The sequence below is a fragment of the Enterobacter cloacae complex sp. IR5384 genome (genome assembly GCF_049237265.1).
GTDB classification, from domain to species: Bacteria; Pseudomonadota; Gammaproteobacteria; order Enterobacterales; family Enterobacteriaceae; genus Enterobacter; species Enterobacter cloacae.
Genome location: NZ_JBMKHJ010000004.1, coordinates 161,832 through 176,441 on the forward strand (window position 1 = coordinate 161,832; position 14,610 = coordinate 176,441).

Below are 14,610 nucleotides of genomic sequence, written 5' to 3' on the forward strand. Positions count from 1 at the left end.
CATGCTTCCAGTTGTCTCGAATTGCTTCGAGCGTTAATCAAAATTCTGTTTTTACCAGCGTGCTTTCAGCAGGTTCGGCTGAATACCATTGATTGAATGGGTATTGCTGAACGGCTGCTTGATGCCTGCTTCGAATTCGTCGCGGAAATATTTAATCGCGCTCTGCAGCGGCTCGACGGCACCCGGTGCGTGGGCACAGAAGGTTTTGCCCGGCCCTAAGAATCGACACAGTTGCTCAAGTGTCTCGATATCACCAGGCTGGCCTTCGCCGCGCTCGATAGCACGCAGGATCTTCACGCTCCACGGCAGACCGTCACGGCACGGTGTACACCAGCCGCAGGACTCACGGGCGAAGAACTCTTCCAGGTTACGCACCAGCGAGACCATGCCGATCTCGTGGTCGACGGCCATCGCCAGCGCCGTACCCAGACGGCTGCCTGCTTTACCAATGCTTTCGAACTCCATCGGCAGGTCAAGGTGGGCTTCGGTCAGGAAGTCTGTCCCTGCTCCACCCGGCTGCCAGGCTTTAAATTTCAGGCCATCGCGCATGCCACCGGCGTAGTCTTCAAGAATTTCGCGGGCGGTAGTACCGAACGGCAGTTCCCAGACGCCAGGGTTTTTCACGCGGCCGGAGAAGCCCATCAGCTTGGTACCGGCATCTTTGCTTGAGGAGATGCCCTGATACCACTCCACGCCGTTGGCGAGGATAGCCGGAACGTTACACAGGGTTTCGACATTGTTCACACAGGTCGGTTTACCCCACACGCCGGAGCTTGCCGGGAAAGGCGGCTTGGAACGCGGGTTCGCACGGCGGCCTTCCAGGGAGTTAATCAGCGCGGTCTCTTCACCGCAGATATAACGCCCTGCACCGGTGTGCACGAACAGCTCGAAGTCAAACCCGGTGCCGAGAATGTTTTTGCCAAGCAGGCCCGCTTCGGTCGCTTCGGCAATCGCGCGACGCAGGTTTTCCGCCGCTTCGATGTACTCACCGCGCAGGAAGATGTAACCACGGTACGCTTTCAGCGCGAACGCGGAGATCAACATGCCTTCTACCAGCAGGTGCGGCAGTTGCTCCATCAGCAGACGGTCTTTATAGGTACCCGGCTCCATTTCATCCGCGTTACACAGCAGGTAACGGATGTTCATGGATTCATCTTTTGGCATCAGGCTCCACTTCAGACCGGTGGAGAAGCCCGCGCCGCCGCGGCCTTTCAGACCCGACTCTTTCACCGCATTAACGATGTCGTCTGGCGCCATGCCGCCCAGGGCTTTACGCGCCCCGGCATAGCCGTTTTTGCTCTGGTATTCGTCGAGCCATACCGGCTGTTTGTCATCGCGCAGACGCCAGGTCAGCGGATGTGTCTCAGCAGTACGAATTACAGTTTTCATTTGTACTGCTCCAGCAGGTCAGGAATGGCTTCCGGCGTCAGATGGCTGTGAGTATCCTCATCAATCATCATGGTCGGCCCCTTGTCGCAGTTACCCAGGCAGCAGGTTGGCAGCAGAGTAAAGCGACCATCGAACGTGGTCTGGCCCGGCTTGATATTGAGTTTTTTCTCAATCGCAGCCTGAATGCCCTGATAACCGGTAATGTGACAGACAACGCTGTCACAGTAGCGGATCACATGGCGGCCCACCGGCTGACGGAAGATCTGGCTGTAGAACGTGGCTACGCCTTCTACGTCACTGGCCGGGATACCCAGCACTTCTGCGATCGCATAGATCGCCCCATCCGGCACCCAACCACGCTGTTTCTGTACGATTTTCAGCGCTTCAATGGACGCCGCACGCGGGTCTTCGTAGTGGTGCATCTCGTGCTCAATGGCGGCACGCTCTGCTTCACTCAGCTCAAAAGCCTCGGTTTGTGGTTGTTGATTCTCGTGCATAATTAGCGGTCCACATCTGACATAACAAAATCGATACTACCCAGATACACAATCAGGTCGGAGACCAGACTGCCGCGGATGGCGGACGGGATCTGCTGCAGGTGCGCAAAGCTCGGCGTACGCACGCGGGTACGGTAGCTCATGGTGCTGCCGTCACTGGTCAGGTAGTAACTGTTAATACCCTTGGTCGCTTCGATCATCTGGAAGGATTCTTGTGCCGGCATGACCGGGCCCCAGGAAACCTGCAGGAAGTGGGTGATCAGGGTTTCGATATGTTGCAGCGTGCGCTCTTTCGGTGGCGGCGTCGTCAGCGGGTGATCCGCCTTGAACGGGCCTTCCGGCATGTTGTTGAGGCACTGCTCAAGGATGCGCAGACTCTGGCGCAACTCTTCTACTTTCAGCATCACGCGGGTATAGCAGTCGGAAACACCGCCGCCAACCGGGACTTCAAAGTCGAAGTTCTCATAGCCAGAGTAAGGACGCGCTTTACGCACGTCGAAATCAATACCGGTCGCACGCAGGCCAGCACCGGTGGTCCCCCACTCCAGCGCCTCTTTCGCGCCGTAGGCAGCAACGCCCTGGGAACGGCCTTTCAGGATGGAGTTACGCAGCGCGGCTTTCTCATACGAGGCCAGACGTTTCGGCATCCAGTCGAGGAATTCACGCAGCAGACGGTCCCAGCCGCGCGGCAGATCGTGTGCCACACCGCCGATACGGAACCAGGCCGGGTGCATACGGAAACCGGTAATCGCTTCCACCAGATCGTAAATTTTCTGACGGTCGGTAAAGGCGAAGAAGACTGGGGTCATCGCGCCAACGTCCTGAATGAACGTGGAGATGTACAGCAGGTGGCTGTTAATACGGAACAGTTCTGACAGCATAACGCGAATCACATTAACGCGATCCGGCACGGTGATGCCTGCCAGTTTCTCAACGGCCAGCACATAAGGCATTTCGTTTACGCAGCCGCCGAGGTACTCGATACGGTCGGTATACGGAATGTAGCTGTGCCAGGACTGGCGCTCGCCCATTTTCTCAGCACCACGGTGGTGGTAACCGATATCCGGAACGCAGTCGACAATCTCTTCGCCATCAAGCTGAAGAATAATACGAAATGCACCGTGCGCAGACGGGTGGTTTGGACCGAGGTTGAGGAACATGAAGTCCTCGTTTTCGGTACCGCGCTTCATGCCCCAGTCTTCCGGCTTGAAGGTCAGCGCTTCCATCTCCAGATCCTGCTTGGCTTTGGTCAGCTCAAACGGATCGAATTCAGTCGCACGTGCCGGGTAGTCTTTACGCAGCGGGTGGCCGGTCCAGGTCTGCGGCATCATGATGCGCGTCAGATGCGGGTGGCCGTCGAAGGTCATACCGAACATTTCCCAGGTTTCACGCTCGTACCAGTTGGCGTTCGGGAAAAGTTTTGTGAGCGTCGGCAGATGCATGTCGTTTTCAGACAATGCCACCTTGAGCATGATATCCGTATTGCGGTCTATTGAGATCAGGTGGTAGAAAACGGAAAAATCCGCAGCAGGGAGACCCTGGCGGTGCGTGCGCAGACGTTCATCCATGCCGTGTAAGTCAAACAGCATGACGTAAGGTTTTGGCAATTTCTTGAGGAAATCGACAACTTCCAGCAATTGTTCACGCTTCACCCAAACAACGGGTACCCCGGTGCGGGTCGCCTGAACAGTAAAGGCATCCGGCCCAAAACGGTTGCGCAGTTCGCCAATGACGGGGTCATCCAGATGATCCCGGGTCTGCCAGGCGGCTTCTTGCGCGGTTAAGTCGGTCATATTGTTCACCATTGCAAATGGTCCGTGGTGACTGTTAAGCCTGGCTTCGCGCTATTTGAGTAGTGATATGCGAAGGTGTTCTCCAGGCCCACAGGCGCAAATTAAATTTCGTCAGGCGTACGCAGGTTGGTGACGGCAATACGTTCACCACGTTTACGCTCGCGCTCAGACTGCATGTTCGCGCGATAGACACCCTGATCGCCAACAACCCACGACAGCGGGCGGCGTTCTTTACCGATAGACTCCTGCAGCAGCATCAGCGCTTGCATGTAAGCTTCCGGACGTGGCGGGCAACCCGGGATGTATACATCCACTGGAATAAACTTATCTACGCCCTGCACAACGGAATAAATGTCGTACATACCGCCAGAGTTTGCACATGCGCCCATGGAGATAACCCATTTTGGCTCCAGCATCTGGTCATAAAGACGCTGAATAACCGGTGCCATCTTGGTAAAGCACGTACCGGCCACCACCATCAGGTCAGCCTGACGTGGGGATGCACGCAGTACCTCTGCCCCAAAACGCGCAACGTCATGCACCGCAGTGAATGACGTCACCATTTCAACGTAGCAGCAGGAAAGGCCAAAGTTGTATGGCCAGATGGAGTTCTTACGACCCCAGTTGACCATATCGTGCATGGCATGTTCGAGCTTGCCCATGTACACGCTTTTATTGACTTCTTGCTCCAGGGGGTCGGTTACGATCTCCTGTTTTTGCAGGGGGTAACGGTCATTCTCACCGTTAGGATCTATGCGGGTGAGCGTATAATCCATCTTATTGCCTCGCTGTTACTGCTGACGATTAGAGATACTGTTTTCCGGGTTGATGTGTTCACGACGTGAACGCGCAGGCGTCCAGTCAAGCGCGCCAATACGCACCAGATAAACCAGACCGGCCAGTAGCACTAAAATGAAAATTGCGGCCTCGACAAAGCCTACCCAACCACTTTCGCGGATGGAGGTCGACCATGCGAAAAGGTAAAGCGCTTCCACGTCAAAGATGACGAAGAACATGGCTATCAGATAGAACTTGGCAGACAGGCGTAAGCGAGCGGAACCTACTGAATCAATACCTGATTCGAAAGGGGTGTTTTTGTGCCTTGCGCGGGCGCGACCGCCCAGGAACCAGCCGCCGACTAACATCAGGCAGCACAGGCCAATGGCTACAATAAGAAAGATTGCGAATGCCCAGTGATGAGCGATGACTTCTGTGGATGTTGACATACTCATTGCTTACTCATCAAAAGTGATACCAACGACACTGCTCTTGCTGGCAGATGGGCATCACATCGATTCATGGGGAGGAACAAATAACCTTACACTAACTGTCAGAAATGAGACGTAGACAGCAAAATGATGGGGTTTTTTACTCCTTTCTATAACCTATTGTCAACTTTAACAAAGGTTTCTTCACATTAAATTACATCGAGCGATTCTCATTAACATTTGGTGCCCTTTAACCCTGGTGGTTACCTGACTTTTCGTCAAATGCATGTTGTTGAATCGTGTCCGTTTTGGAAGTAAAAAAAATAACCCTCCTATTTTGACAGGATTTGCCAACGATTCCTCCCCCTAAATGGGAGTATTTTCTTGATCTGAGACACGCTTTTGTTAATTCAACCAGTAAAACGGCAACATCTTTCCTGTTTTATTAACATGCCTGGCGCGGGAAGGAAGTGAGAAAAGAATTTGTTCAGACTTTAATCAACTGTATTTTACTCATTGATAATTAAGAACTCTTTTCATTTAACTCGCTTTAGCGGAGAGAATTTGTGCAAAAAAAAAGCCACTCCATGCGAAAATCGCGCGAGTGGCATTTTTTTACACTTACATTTTGTTACCAGAATTTTGAGCTCTCGATCACTCAAAGTCACCTTCAACGATCAGGGAGTCATCCCCCCCTTCGTGGGTAACATGCTCGAACTGCCACGGGTTATGGTAGTTCTCCATTGCTTCGAACACCACTTTCGCCAACTCGTTGTTACTGGACGTGTTGTGGCACAGCAGATACTCCGTATCCGGCAGCGGAGGGAGTCCATCGGATTTTCCCAGCACCCGCAGATCCGGGCTCATCATCTCCACCGGACGCGCCGTTACGCCAAGGCCGGCTTTGACCGCTGCGCGAACGGCAGGCAATGTGGAGGCCACATACGCCAGCCGCCACGGAATGTTGGCCTCGTTGAGCGCCGCCAGCACCATATCGCGGAATGGGCTCGGATCGTCCAGTAAGACCAGAGGAACCGGCTCGCCTTGCTGAAGCACATATTCCGCCGCGCAATACCAGTGCGTAGGAGACGTTCGCAGCGTCAGGCAATTAAATTGGCCGGGACGATGCGTGGTGACCACGAGGTCAACCTCGTTCTCTTTTAACATCTCAATCATAAAAGCGTTACGCTTCACGCTAACATCCAGCGCAAGCTTCGGATAAACCGAACTGATTCGATTAAGAAGGAACGGCAATATAGTATCCGCTGACTCATCAGATGCACCTAACGTTAGCACACCCTGAAGGTTGCTAAACATTAATGACATACATGCTTCGTCATTAAAGCGAAGTATTTTCCTGGCATAACCCAGTAGCTGAATACCGTGTTCCGTTAAGAGCTTATTACGGCCATGACGGGCAAAAAGCTCTTTACCAACCAGTTGTTCCAGACGCTGCATTTGCTGACTGACGGCGGACTGGGTTCGGCAAACTGCGGCAGCAGCTGCTGCAAAAGTGTTGAGGTCTGCGACCGCAACAAACGTTCTCAGCAGATCGAGGTCGAGATTCATTATCGGACGATTTGCATTTATCATATCTATTCACTTTCAGGTTGCTCGTGCGGAGCTGCCCGGGTTGAAGCTGTGTGTAACAGTTAAGCAATTCCTTCTGGAGTTTTCCCTCGCATCCCGGCCCGGCAGACTGCCTGACAGATAGTTATTGTGCTGCTTTAGTGTATATATCAACAGTCAGAAAGCACGTTTCATGACGTTATTTTTATTCTCTTTAACGTTCAGGATATTTAGATGATCGCAGGTTAATGTAAATTACATTAAAGGTATGACACCTTTTCTGCCATCTTTATCGCAGCGCTGTCAACGTTGCAGGTTGTGCTTTGCACACGCCAGCCAGAGATAACTCCAACAATAACAATCAATTAATTCAGAAAATCAGAGCAAGATATACAAATCACATACGTCTTTCCTCTGCTTTCCTTAAAGACATCTTAACTCAAATCCACTTTATTTATAAGTCTTATCGCAATATTCAGGATTAAAGGTTGTTGTTAGGCTTCTAAACTAATTTTATTAAAATTAACTAAAGTTGCATTTTGTAGGTTAATAATAAATAAATTTTAATTTAGATTAAGGCCAATCATTAATAACACTTAACATTAATTTCACATGAGCAACTTTTAACCAAAGCCTGCTATTACAGCGTGATCTATTGAAGCACTCAGATTTTACGAAAAGTCACGCAGGTAAACTTCCGCCTTAACCCTGGCCGCTATTTTATTTTTAATAGCACAATATGCAACAAAGATTAAAATTAACAGCACAATTAACCTAATAAAACGCTTTCATGCATAACTTTAGACCAGAAAATTTCAACGCAGGCAGCGAAAGAGATTCACCAGAATTTTTTCTATTGCACAAAATCTTCTTCTGTTTACCCTTCAAAACGAAGCGAGGGGGGAGTACATTGTTCCGTGCTGACTTCCACGGCAGGGAGCGGCAATAATAGCGAAAAGGTTAAAGGTTCATGTCCCCTATCGAAAAATCCAGCAAGCTAGATAACGTCTGTTACGACATCCGTGGCCCGGTTCTCAAAGAGGCAAAACGCCTGGAAGAAGAAGGCAATAAGGTTCTGAAACTCAACATTGGTAACCCTGCGCCGTTTGGTTTTGAAGCGCCGGATGAAATCCTGGTTGATGTGATCCGCAACCTGCCTACTGCACAAGGCTATTGTGATTCAAAAGGACTCTACTCCGCACGCAAAGCCATTATGCAGCACTACCAGGCACGCGGTATGCGTGACGTTACCGTTGAGGATATTTATATCGGCAACGGCGTCTCTGAGCTGATCGTGCAGGCCATGCAGGCATTGCTGAACAGCGGCGACGAAATGCTGGTACCCGCCCCGGATTACCCGCTGTGGACGGCGGCCGTATCACTCTCCAGCGGTAAGGCGGTGCACTATCTCTGCGACGAATCCTCTGACTGGTTCCCGGACCTCGATGATATTCGTGCGAAAATCACCCCGCGTACGCGCGGCATCGTGATTATTAACCCGAACAACCCGACGGGTGCCGTCTACTCTAAAGCGCTGCTGATGGAGATCGTGGAGATCGCCCGTCAGCATAACCTGATCATCTTCGCTGATGAAATTTACGACAAGATCCTGTATGACGCCGCGCAGCACCACTCTATCGCCGCGCTGGCGCCAGACCTGCTGACCGTCACCTTTAACGGCCTGTCTAAAACTTACCGTGTGGCCGGTTTCCGCCAGGGCTGGATGGTCCTCAACGGTCCGAAAAAACATGCGAAAGGTTACATTGAAGGGCTGGAGATGCTGGCTTCCATGCGTTTGTGTGCCAACGTTCCGGCCCAGCACGCGATCCAGACGGCGCTGGGCGGTTATCAGAGCATCAGCGAGTTCATCGTGCCCGGCGGCCGCCTGTACGAACAGCGTAACCGCGCCTGGGAGCTGATCAACGACATCCCTGGCGTCTCATGCGTGAAGCCTAACGGTGCGCTTTACATGTTCCCGAAAATCGACGCGAAGCGCTTCAACATTCACGATGACCAAAAAATGGTGCTTGATTTCCTGCTGCAGGAAAAAGTGCTGCTGGTTCAGGGCACGGCCTTTAACTGGCCATGGCCGGATCACGTTCGTATCGTGACGTTGCCGCGCGAAGACGACCTCGAAATGGCCATCAGCCGCTTCGGGCGATTCCTCTCCGGCTACCACCAGTAACACAAGCATTCTGCCGGGTGGCGCTGCGCTAACCCGGCCTTCAAAATCCGCAAATTTGCATCTTCCCTCCCCTCCCCGCACAATGAAGTCTGTCGCAGTGAAGACAAAAGGTAACCTATGAGTCAGAGTCATTTTTTTGCCCACCTCTCCCGCCTGAAACTCATCAACCGCTGGCCTTTGATGCGCAATGTGCGCACCGAAAATGTCTCAGAACATAGTCTGCAGGTTGCAATGGTCGCGCATGCCCTTGCGGCCATTAAAAACCGCAAATTCAACGGTCAGGTCAATGCGGAACGTATCGCGCTGCTGGCGATGTATCACGATGCGTCAGAAGTGCTGACCGGGGATCTCCCCACGCCGGTGAAATACTTCAATTCGCAGATTGCACAGGAATATAAGGCCATTGAGAAGATTGCCCAGCAGAAACTGATTGAGATGGTCCCGGAAGAGCTACGCGACGTCTTTGAGCCGCTGATTGACGAACATCAGTATACGGAAGAGGAAAAGTCACTGGTGAAGCAGGCGGACGCGCTCTGCGCCTACCTGAAATGTCTGGAAGAGTTGTCTGCGGGGAATAACGAGTTTTTACTGGCCAAAACGCGTCTGGAAAAAACGCTGGAATCCCGCCGCAGCGAAGAGATGGATTATTTTATGCAGGTGTTTGTGCCGAGCTTCCATTTATCGCTGGATGAGATCAGCCAGGATTCTCCGTTGTAATTTTTCGCCGGGTGGCGGCTTCGCCTTACCCGGCCAACGTTTCTGCGCTCACGCTAAAACGGGAATAACACCGGAATCAGCACCACACATACCAGCATCACCAGTATGGTGAACGGTACGCCAATCTTCACGAAATCGCTAAAGCGGTAATTACCCGGCCCCAGTACCAGCGTGTTAACCGGCGAAGAGACCGGCGTCATAAATGCCGCTGAGGCCGCCATCGCCACCATCATCGCAAAGGGGTACGGCGACACGCCCATCGATTTCGCCATCGCCAGTGCAATGGGCGCCATCAGCACCGCCGTGGCGGTATTGGAAATGAACAGCCCTATCGTGGCGCACATCACGAACAGGCACACCATCATCATATACGGACCGTATCCCCCGCCGATGTCCATGAGCCCTTTAACCACTAAATCCACCCCACCAGTTTTTTGCAGGGCAAGGGCGAATGGCATCATCCCGACAATCAAAATGATGCTTGGCCAGTGAATTGCTTTATAGGCGCTCTCGGCATCAATACAGCGAAACTTGCCCATTAACAGGCAGGCAATAATCGCCGCCACCGGGTTCGGGATCTCGTCGGTGAGCATTAGTGCCACCATCAGCACCAGACAAAAAATGGCGTGAGGCGCCTGGCTGTGGGCCGGAGAGGCATCGCTCTCCTCAACGGGCATGTTGAGTACCACAAAATCGCGGCCTTTTTGTCCGAGCTGGCTGATAAGCTTCCAGTTACCCACCACGAGAAAAATATCGCCCAGCAGGATGGGCTCATCCACCACGGCCCCTTCCATCGCCACGCCATCACGCTTCAGGCCGACGACATTAAGGCCGTAGCGGGTACGGAACCCCATTTCACGCACGGTTTTGCCCAACAATTCCGATTCCGGGATCAGCGACACTTCCGCCATACCCACATCCAGCGCCTGGTCGGAGAAATACTCTCCGCGTAGCACCATCGGCTCCAGCAGCTGCTCACTGCAAAACTCACGCAGATCGACCTCTGCGGTGGACATATCGATCAGCAGAACGTCACGCGCCCGGAATTCGGACACCCCGTTCACGTTGACGATGACCCGGCGAAAGCGACGCCAGCGCTCCACGCCGATCACGTTCGCGCCATACCGTTCGCGCAGCTTCAGGTCATCCAGGCGCTGGCCGACCATTGGCGAACCGGGACGAATAGCCAGACGGCGGGCGCGGCCGGCCAGACGGTACTCTTTGATCAGATCGCGGAAGGTGCGTCGTTTCCAGCCATCTTTAGTTTTATCCTGCTTCTCGCCTTTCAGGGCGAAGCGAGTCAGCAGCATATACACCACACCCATCAACAAAATGACCAGCCCAAGCGGGGTGACGCTGAAGAAGCTAAAGCCCTCCAGCCCTTCACGTATCAGCTCGCTGTTGACCACCAGGTTTGGCGGCGTGGCCACCAGGGTCATCATACCGCTGATGAGCCCGGCAAAGCTCAGGGGCATCATCAGGCGCGACGGTGAGGTTTGCATCCGCATTGAGACGCTCAACACCACCGGGATAAAGATGGCAACGACGCCCGTCGAGCTCATAAAGGCTCCCAGCCCGGCGACCGTAAGCATGAGGTAGATCAGCATTTTGGTTTCGCTGTTGCCGGCCACCCTCACCAGCCATGCCCCCACGAGGGTCGCCACGCCGGTGCGCACCAGCCCGTCGCCGATAATAAACAGCGCGGCAATCAGAATGACGTTGGGATCGCTAAACCCCGAGAAGGCTTCCGGCAGCGTGAGCGTACCGCTCAGCGCAAACGCAACGATAACAAACAAAGCGACGGCATCCATGCGCACTTTGCCTGTAGCAAACAGAATGATGGCGATTAAAAGCAGGCTGAGCACCCAGATCAGTTCACCGTTCACAACATGTCCTTGTCAGAGAGAGATGCGAAATTGTGCCATAAAAAAGCCCCAGCAGCGTGGGGCTAAATCATGGGATTACACTTTTAGCGAGACGGTTACAATACCGTCTGGCGCCTTAGCGATATCAAGCGCGGTCAGCGTATTGAGCACAAAGTCCGCCTCGTCCAGCCGGGGAGAATCGGCCGGTACGTTGACGGCGATAACGTGGCTGCCAGCGTTCAACCCGGCCAGCACGCCCGCTGCCGCATCTTCCACCACCACGCACTCCGCCGGGGGGATGCCCAGCAGTTCTGCACCCAGCAAAAAGGCATCAGGTTCCGGTTTGCCGCGTTTCACGCGCTCAGCGGTAATGAACACGTCCGGCGTGGGTAAACCCGCCGCCTTATGACGAGCGTGAGCCACGGGAACCGAGCCGGAGGTGACAATGGCCCACGGAATTTGCGCTTCATTCAAATGCTCAAGCAGTTCACGAGCACCGGGTAACGCGGTAATGCCGTCCGTATCGGTGGCTTCAATGTGTTCCAGATATTTAAACTCTGCCTGAATTTCGTCCTCAGAGCGTCCCGCCAGAAAATGGCGGAGCGAGGTTATGGCCTGTTTGCCGTGGATAAAATTCAGCACGTCCTGATGGTCGATGCCATGTCTGTCCGCCCAATGGCACCATGAACGCTCTACAACCGGTAGCGAATCCACCAGCGTACCGTCCAGATCAAACAGAAAACCTCTACACTGCACACGCACCTCCGTCAGGCATTAATGATTTGTTGAATTTCGTTGCTGCTTAAGTGGTACTGGCGCGGGCAGGCGTGCCATGCGCTCAGCATGCGCTGGTATTTTTCCCACATAGGGGTCTGCGCGTTAAAGCCGTGGGTGCCCGCATCAAAGTGCGTATAACGCCCTTCTGTATTCACCATAAAGCGGACATAGCTCAGATAGCGCGCTTCCGTTGCGGCATCAAAGCCTAAGAAAGTGACGCGGCGCTCGTCAATGGACTGCTGATCTTTCAGGTTGGTCCAGGACACGTGAAGCGCGTGGTACATCTCCATAATGTCGATCACGATGCGGCAGGTTTCTTCTTTCAGCTCGCCAAACTCGCGGTCCAGTTCACGCATCTGCAAACCAAAGCCGCGTTCGACGATGGTCTGCAGGCGGCTGTAGCGCTCAGCGTTATCGGGATCAAGCATAGTCATCATTTTGTACTGGTTGGACAAAATCAGACGTTGAGCATGGGTCATTTCCATCTTTCGACTCCTGTAGCGCATGGCACTTGAAAAAAAAGACACGGTAACGGTGTGTTACTGTGCCTTCTTTTATTAGTCGTTTCGATGATCAATCACAAATCATCGAGGAATGTTTTATCAAGTTGCTTAAAAGCTCGCTTAAGCGTGTCAGCCAGCGCCTGATAATCGGGCTTGCCTTCAACCGGAGCGAGCGCCTGACCGGCTTCTTCCAGTTTCCCGCGAACATCATAAAACCAGTGTAAAATAGAAGGCGGCAGAGGTGTGATTGAACGCTTACCTAACCACCACAGCCCCTGCATCGGCAGGCTCAACGCAAAAAGCGCCGTCGCCACGGCAGGGCCGAGCTGTCCGCCCAGCGCAATTTGCCAGCAGAGGGTAAAAATAGCGACAGGAGGCATGAAGCGAATCGCGTAGCGCGTGGCGCGGATTGTGCGATTCTCAATGAACATGGGCGCAAGGCGTTTTTCCATCGGCCACGTCTTCGCGTAATGCTGTCCCCGACGAAACAGACTAAAAAAATTCACGGACGGGATCTCAGGTGTCGACATGGCATACCTCAACTTCACATATAAAAATTAAAATTTTCGTGCAAAACCACAACAAGCTATGACAACGTTCAAAATATTTTGTCATCACTACCCCGTATCGGGTATCCTGTGCCAGCCTGATAGGGCCGTAGACGAGAATCGTTAACTCGTCAAATTATCGCATATTATGCCATTGTCTGAAAAATGTTCAAAATGGCTTAAAATCATAGGTATTTCTTCCATCCTGCCAGAATGTTCGTTTGGCATGATGTTAATCATAAATGTCTGGGTCAGCATGCGTTACGCTTTTAGACTCTTTGACGTTTTTTTAGCCACGTATCAATTATAGGTACTTCCATGTCGAGTAAGTTAGTACTGGTTCTGAACTGCGGTAGCTCCTCACTGAAATTCGCCATCATCGATGCGCTCAACGGTGACGAGTACCTCTCTGGTTTGGCCGAATGTTTCCATCTGCCTGAAGCACGTATCAAGTGGAAGATGGACGGCAGCAAACAAGAAGCGGCTTTAGGTGCAGGCGCCGCTCACAGTGAAGCGCTGAACTTTATCGTTAACACTATTCTGGCACAAAAACCAGAACTGTCTGCTCAGCTGACTGCGATTGGTCACCGTATCGTCCATGGTGGCGAGAAATACACCAGTTCCGTCGTGATTGACGACTCTGTTATCCAGGGCATCAAAGACTCTGCATCTTTTGCACCGCTGCACAACCCGGCGCACCTGATCGGTATCGCTGAAGCGCTGAAATCCTTCCCGAATCTGAAAGACAAAAACGTGGCCGTGTTTGACACCGCGTTCCATCAGACCATGCCGGAAGAGTCTTACCTCTATGCCCTGCCATACAGCCTCTACAAAGAGCACGGTGTTCGTCGCTATGGCGCGCACGGCACCAGCCACTTCTATGTGACTCAGGAAGCGGCAAAAGTGCTGAACAAACCGGTTGAAGAAGTGAACATCATCACCTGCCACCTGGGCAACGGTGGTTCCGTTTCTGCAATCCGCAACGGTAAATGTGTTGATACCTCCATGGGTCTGACCCCGCTGGAAGGTCTGGTGATGGGTACGCGTTCCGGTGACATCGACCCGGCGATCATCTTCCACCTGCACGACACCCTGGGCATGAGCGTTGACCAGATCAACAAAATGCTGACCAAAGAGTCTGGCCTGCTGGGTCTGACCGAAGTCACCAGCGACTGCCGTTACGTTGAAGACAACTACGCAGAGAAAGAAGACGCTAAACGTGCAATGGACGTTTACTGCCACCGTCTGGCGAAATACATCGGCTCTTACACTGCGCTGATGGATGGCCGTCTTGACGCTGTTGTCTTCACCGGTGGTATCGGTGAGAACGCGGCCATGGTTCGCGAACTGTCCCTGGGCAAACTGGGCGTTCTGGGCTTTGAGGTTGATCACGAGCGTAACCTGGCTGCCCGCTTCGGCAAGTCTGGCTTCATCAACAAAGAAGGCACCCGCCCTGCTCTCGTTATCCCAACAAACGAAGAGCTGGTCATCGCGCAAGACGCGCACCGTCTGACTGCTTGATTCCACACCGCCAGCTCTGCTGGCGGTGCTGTTTTGTC

The 14,610-nt window shown here is 53.0% G+C and carries 13 protein-coding genes; 3 read left to right on the forward strand and 10 right to left on the reverse strand.

The window, feature by feature from the left end; translation table 11 throughout:
- Positions 1-51: 51 nt before the first annotated feature.
- The 6 genes from nuoF to lrhA form a co-directional block, all read right to left on the reverse strand.
- Positions 52-1,389 carry an NADH-quinone oxidoreductase subunit NuoF gene (gene nuoF, locus ACOTX3_RS05600; RefSeq protein ID WP_003861487.1) on the reverse strand — a complete coding sequence of 446 codons (1,338 nt, stop codon included), beginning with the start codon at positions 1,387-1,389 and terminating at the stop codon, positions 52-54.
- Entirely contained in the window at positions 1,386-1,886 is a 501-nt protein-coding gene (gene nuoE / locus ACOTX3_RS05605) for an NADH-quinone oxidoreductase subunit NuoE (RefSeq protein ID WP_003861486.1), read from the reverse strand. Before nuoE ends, nuoF begins: the two co-directional genes overlap by 4 nt.
- A 2-nt stretch (positions 1,887-1,888) precedes the next feature.
- The gene (nuoC, locus tag ACOTX3_RS05610) at positions 1,889-3,691 is read right to left on the reverse strand and encodes an NADH-quinone oxidoreductase subunit C/D (protein ID WP_013098106.1); all 1,803 of its coding nucleotides are present in this window, start codon (positions 3,689-3,691) and stop codon (positions 1,889-1,891) included.
- Between the two features lie 89 nt (positions 3,692-3,780).
- Positions 3,781-4,455: an NADH-quinone oxidoreductase subunit NuoB gene (nuoB, locus tag ACOTX3_RS05615; protein ID WP_003861482.1), complete on the reverse strand. Its 675-nt coding sequence runs from the start codon at positions 4,453-4,455 to the stop codon at positions 3,781-3,783.
- Between the two features lie 15 nt (positions 4,456-4,470).
- Positions 4,471-4,911: an NADH-quinone oxidoreductase subunit NuoA gene (nuoA, locus tag ACOTX3_RS05620; RefSeq protein WP_127869150.1), complete on the reverse strand. Its 441-nt coding sequence runs from the start codon at positions 4,909-4,911 to the stop codon at positions 4,471-4,473.
- A gap of 630 nt (positions 4,912-5,541) precedes the next feature.
- Complete coding sequence (lrhA, locus tag ACOTX3_RS05625) at positions 5,542-6,480, reverse strand: transcriptional regulator LrhA (protein WP_029881734.1); 939 nt, start codon at positions 6,478-6,480, stop codon at positions 5,542-5,544.
- Positions 6,481-7,426: 946 nt separating this feature from the next.
- Between lrhA and alaA the strand changes: the two genes are divergently transcribed.
- Together alaA and yfbR are read left to right on the forward strand one after the other, a co-directional pair.
- Positions 7,427-8,641, forward strand: a complete 1,215-nt coding sequence (gene alaA / locus ACOTX3_RS05630; RefSeq protein ID WP_013098109.1) for an alanine transaminase AlaA — start codon at positions 7,427-7,429, stop codon at positions 8,639-8,641.
- 117 nt (positions 8,642-8,758) lie between these two features.
- Entirely contained in the window at positions 8,759-9,358 is a 600-nt protein-coding gene (yfbR, locus tag ACOTX3_RS05635; protein WP_013098110.1) for a 5'-deoxynucleotidase, read from the forward strand.
- Between the two features lie 53 nt (positions 9,359-9,411).
- Here the strand turns inward: yfbR and ACOTX3_RS05640 are convergent, their stop codons facing one another.
- The 4 genes from ACOTX3_RS05640 to yfbV form a co-directional block, all read right to left on the reverse strand.
- Complete coding sequence (locus tag ACOTX3_RS05640; protein ID WP_020690639.1) at positions 9,412-11,244, reverse strand: SLC13 family permease; 1,833 nt, start codon at positions 11,242-11,244, stop codon at positions 9,412-9,414.
- A gap of 75 nt (positions 11,245-11,319) precedes the next feature.
- Positions 11,320-11,979 carry a sugar phosphatase gene (locus ACOTX3_RS05645; RefSeq protein ID WP_023621503.1) on the reverse strand — a complete coding sequence of 220 codons (660 nt, stop codon included), beginning with the start codon at positions 11,977-11,979 and terminating at the stop codon, positions 11,320-11,322.
- 11 nt (positions 11,980-11,990) lie between these two features.
- Positions 11,991-12,485, reverse strand: a complete 495-nt coding sequence (locus ACOTX3_RS05650; protein WP_013098113.1) for a YfbU family protein — start codon at positions 12,483-12,485, stop codon at positions 11,991-11,993.
- A 92-nt stretch (positions 12,486-12,577) separates the two neighbouring features.
- Positions 12,578-13,033: a terminus macrodomain insulation protein YfbV gene (gene yfbV / locus ACOTX3_RS05655; protein ID WP_020690637.1), complete on the reverse strand. Its 456-nt coding sequence runs from the start codon at positions 13,031-13,033 to the stop codon at positions 12,578-12,580.
- 336 nt (positions 13,034-13,369) lie between these two features.
- Here yfbV and ackA point away from each other — a divergent pair, with 336 nt between their 5' ends.
- Positions 13,370-14,572, forward strand: a complete 1,203-nt coding sequence (gene ackA, locus ACOTX3_RS05660; RefSeq protein ID WP_013098115.1) for an acetate kinase — start codon at positions 13,370-13,372, stop codon at positions 14,570-14,572.
- Positions 14,573-14,610 lie beyond the last annotated feature (38 nt).

Bases quoted from the DNA above. Each gene is read 5' to 3' on its own strand.
- nuoF (WP_003861487.1), bottom strand. From the start codon at position 1,389: ATGAAAACTGTAATTCGTACTGCTGAGACACATCCGCTGACCTGGCGT.
- nuoE (WP_003861486.1), bottom strand. From the start codon at position 1,886: ATGCACGAGAATCAACAACCACAAACCGAGGCTTTTGAGCTGAGTGAA.
- nuoC (WP_013098106.1), bottom strand. From the start codon at position 3,691: ATGGTGAACAATATGACCGACTTAACCGCGCAAGAAGCCGCCTGGCAG.
- nuoB (WP_003861482.1), bottom strand. From the start codon at position 4,455: ATGGATTATACGCTCACCCGCATAGATCCTAACGGTGAGAATGACCGT.
- nuoA (WP_127869150.1), bottom strand. From the start codon at position 4,911: ATGAGTATGTCAACATCCACAGAAGTCATCGCTCATCACTGGGCATTC.
- lrhA (WP_029881734.1), bottom strand. From the start codon at position 6,480: ATGATAAATGCAAATCGTCCGATAATGAATCTCGACCTCGATCTGCTG.
- alaA (WP_013098109.1), top strand. From the start codon at position 7,427: ATGTCCCCTATCGAAAAATCCAGCAAGCTAGATAACGTCTGTTACGAC.
- yfbR (WP_013098110.1), top strand. From the start codon at position 8,759: ATGAGTCAGAGTCATTTTTTTGCCCACCTCTCCCGCCTGAAACTCATC.
- ACOTX3_RS05650 (WP_013098113.1), bottom strand. From the start codon at position 12,485: ATGGAAATGACCCATGCTCAACGTCTGATTTTGTCCAACCAGTACAAA.
- yfbV (WP_020690637.1), bottom strand. From the start codon at position 13,033: ATGTCGACACCTGAGATCCCGTCCGTGAATTTTTTTAGTCTGTTTCGT.
- ackA (WP_013098115.1), top strand. From the start codon at position 13,370: ATGTCGAGTAAGTTAGTACTGGTTCTGAACTGCGGTAGCTCCTCACTG.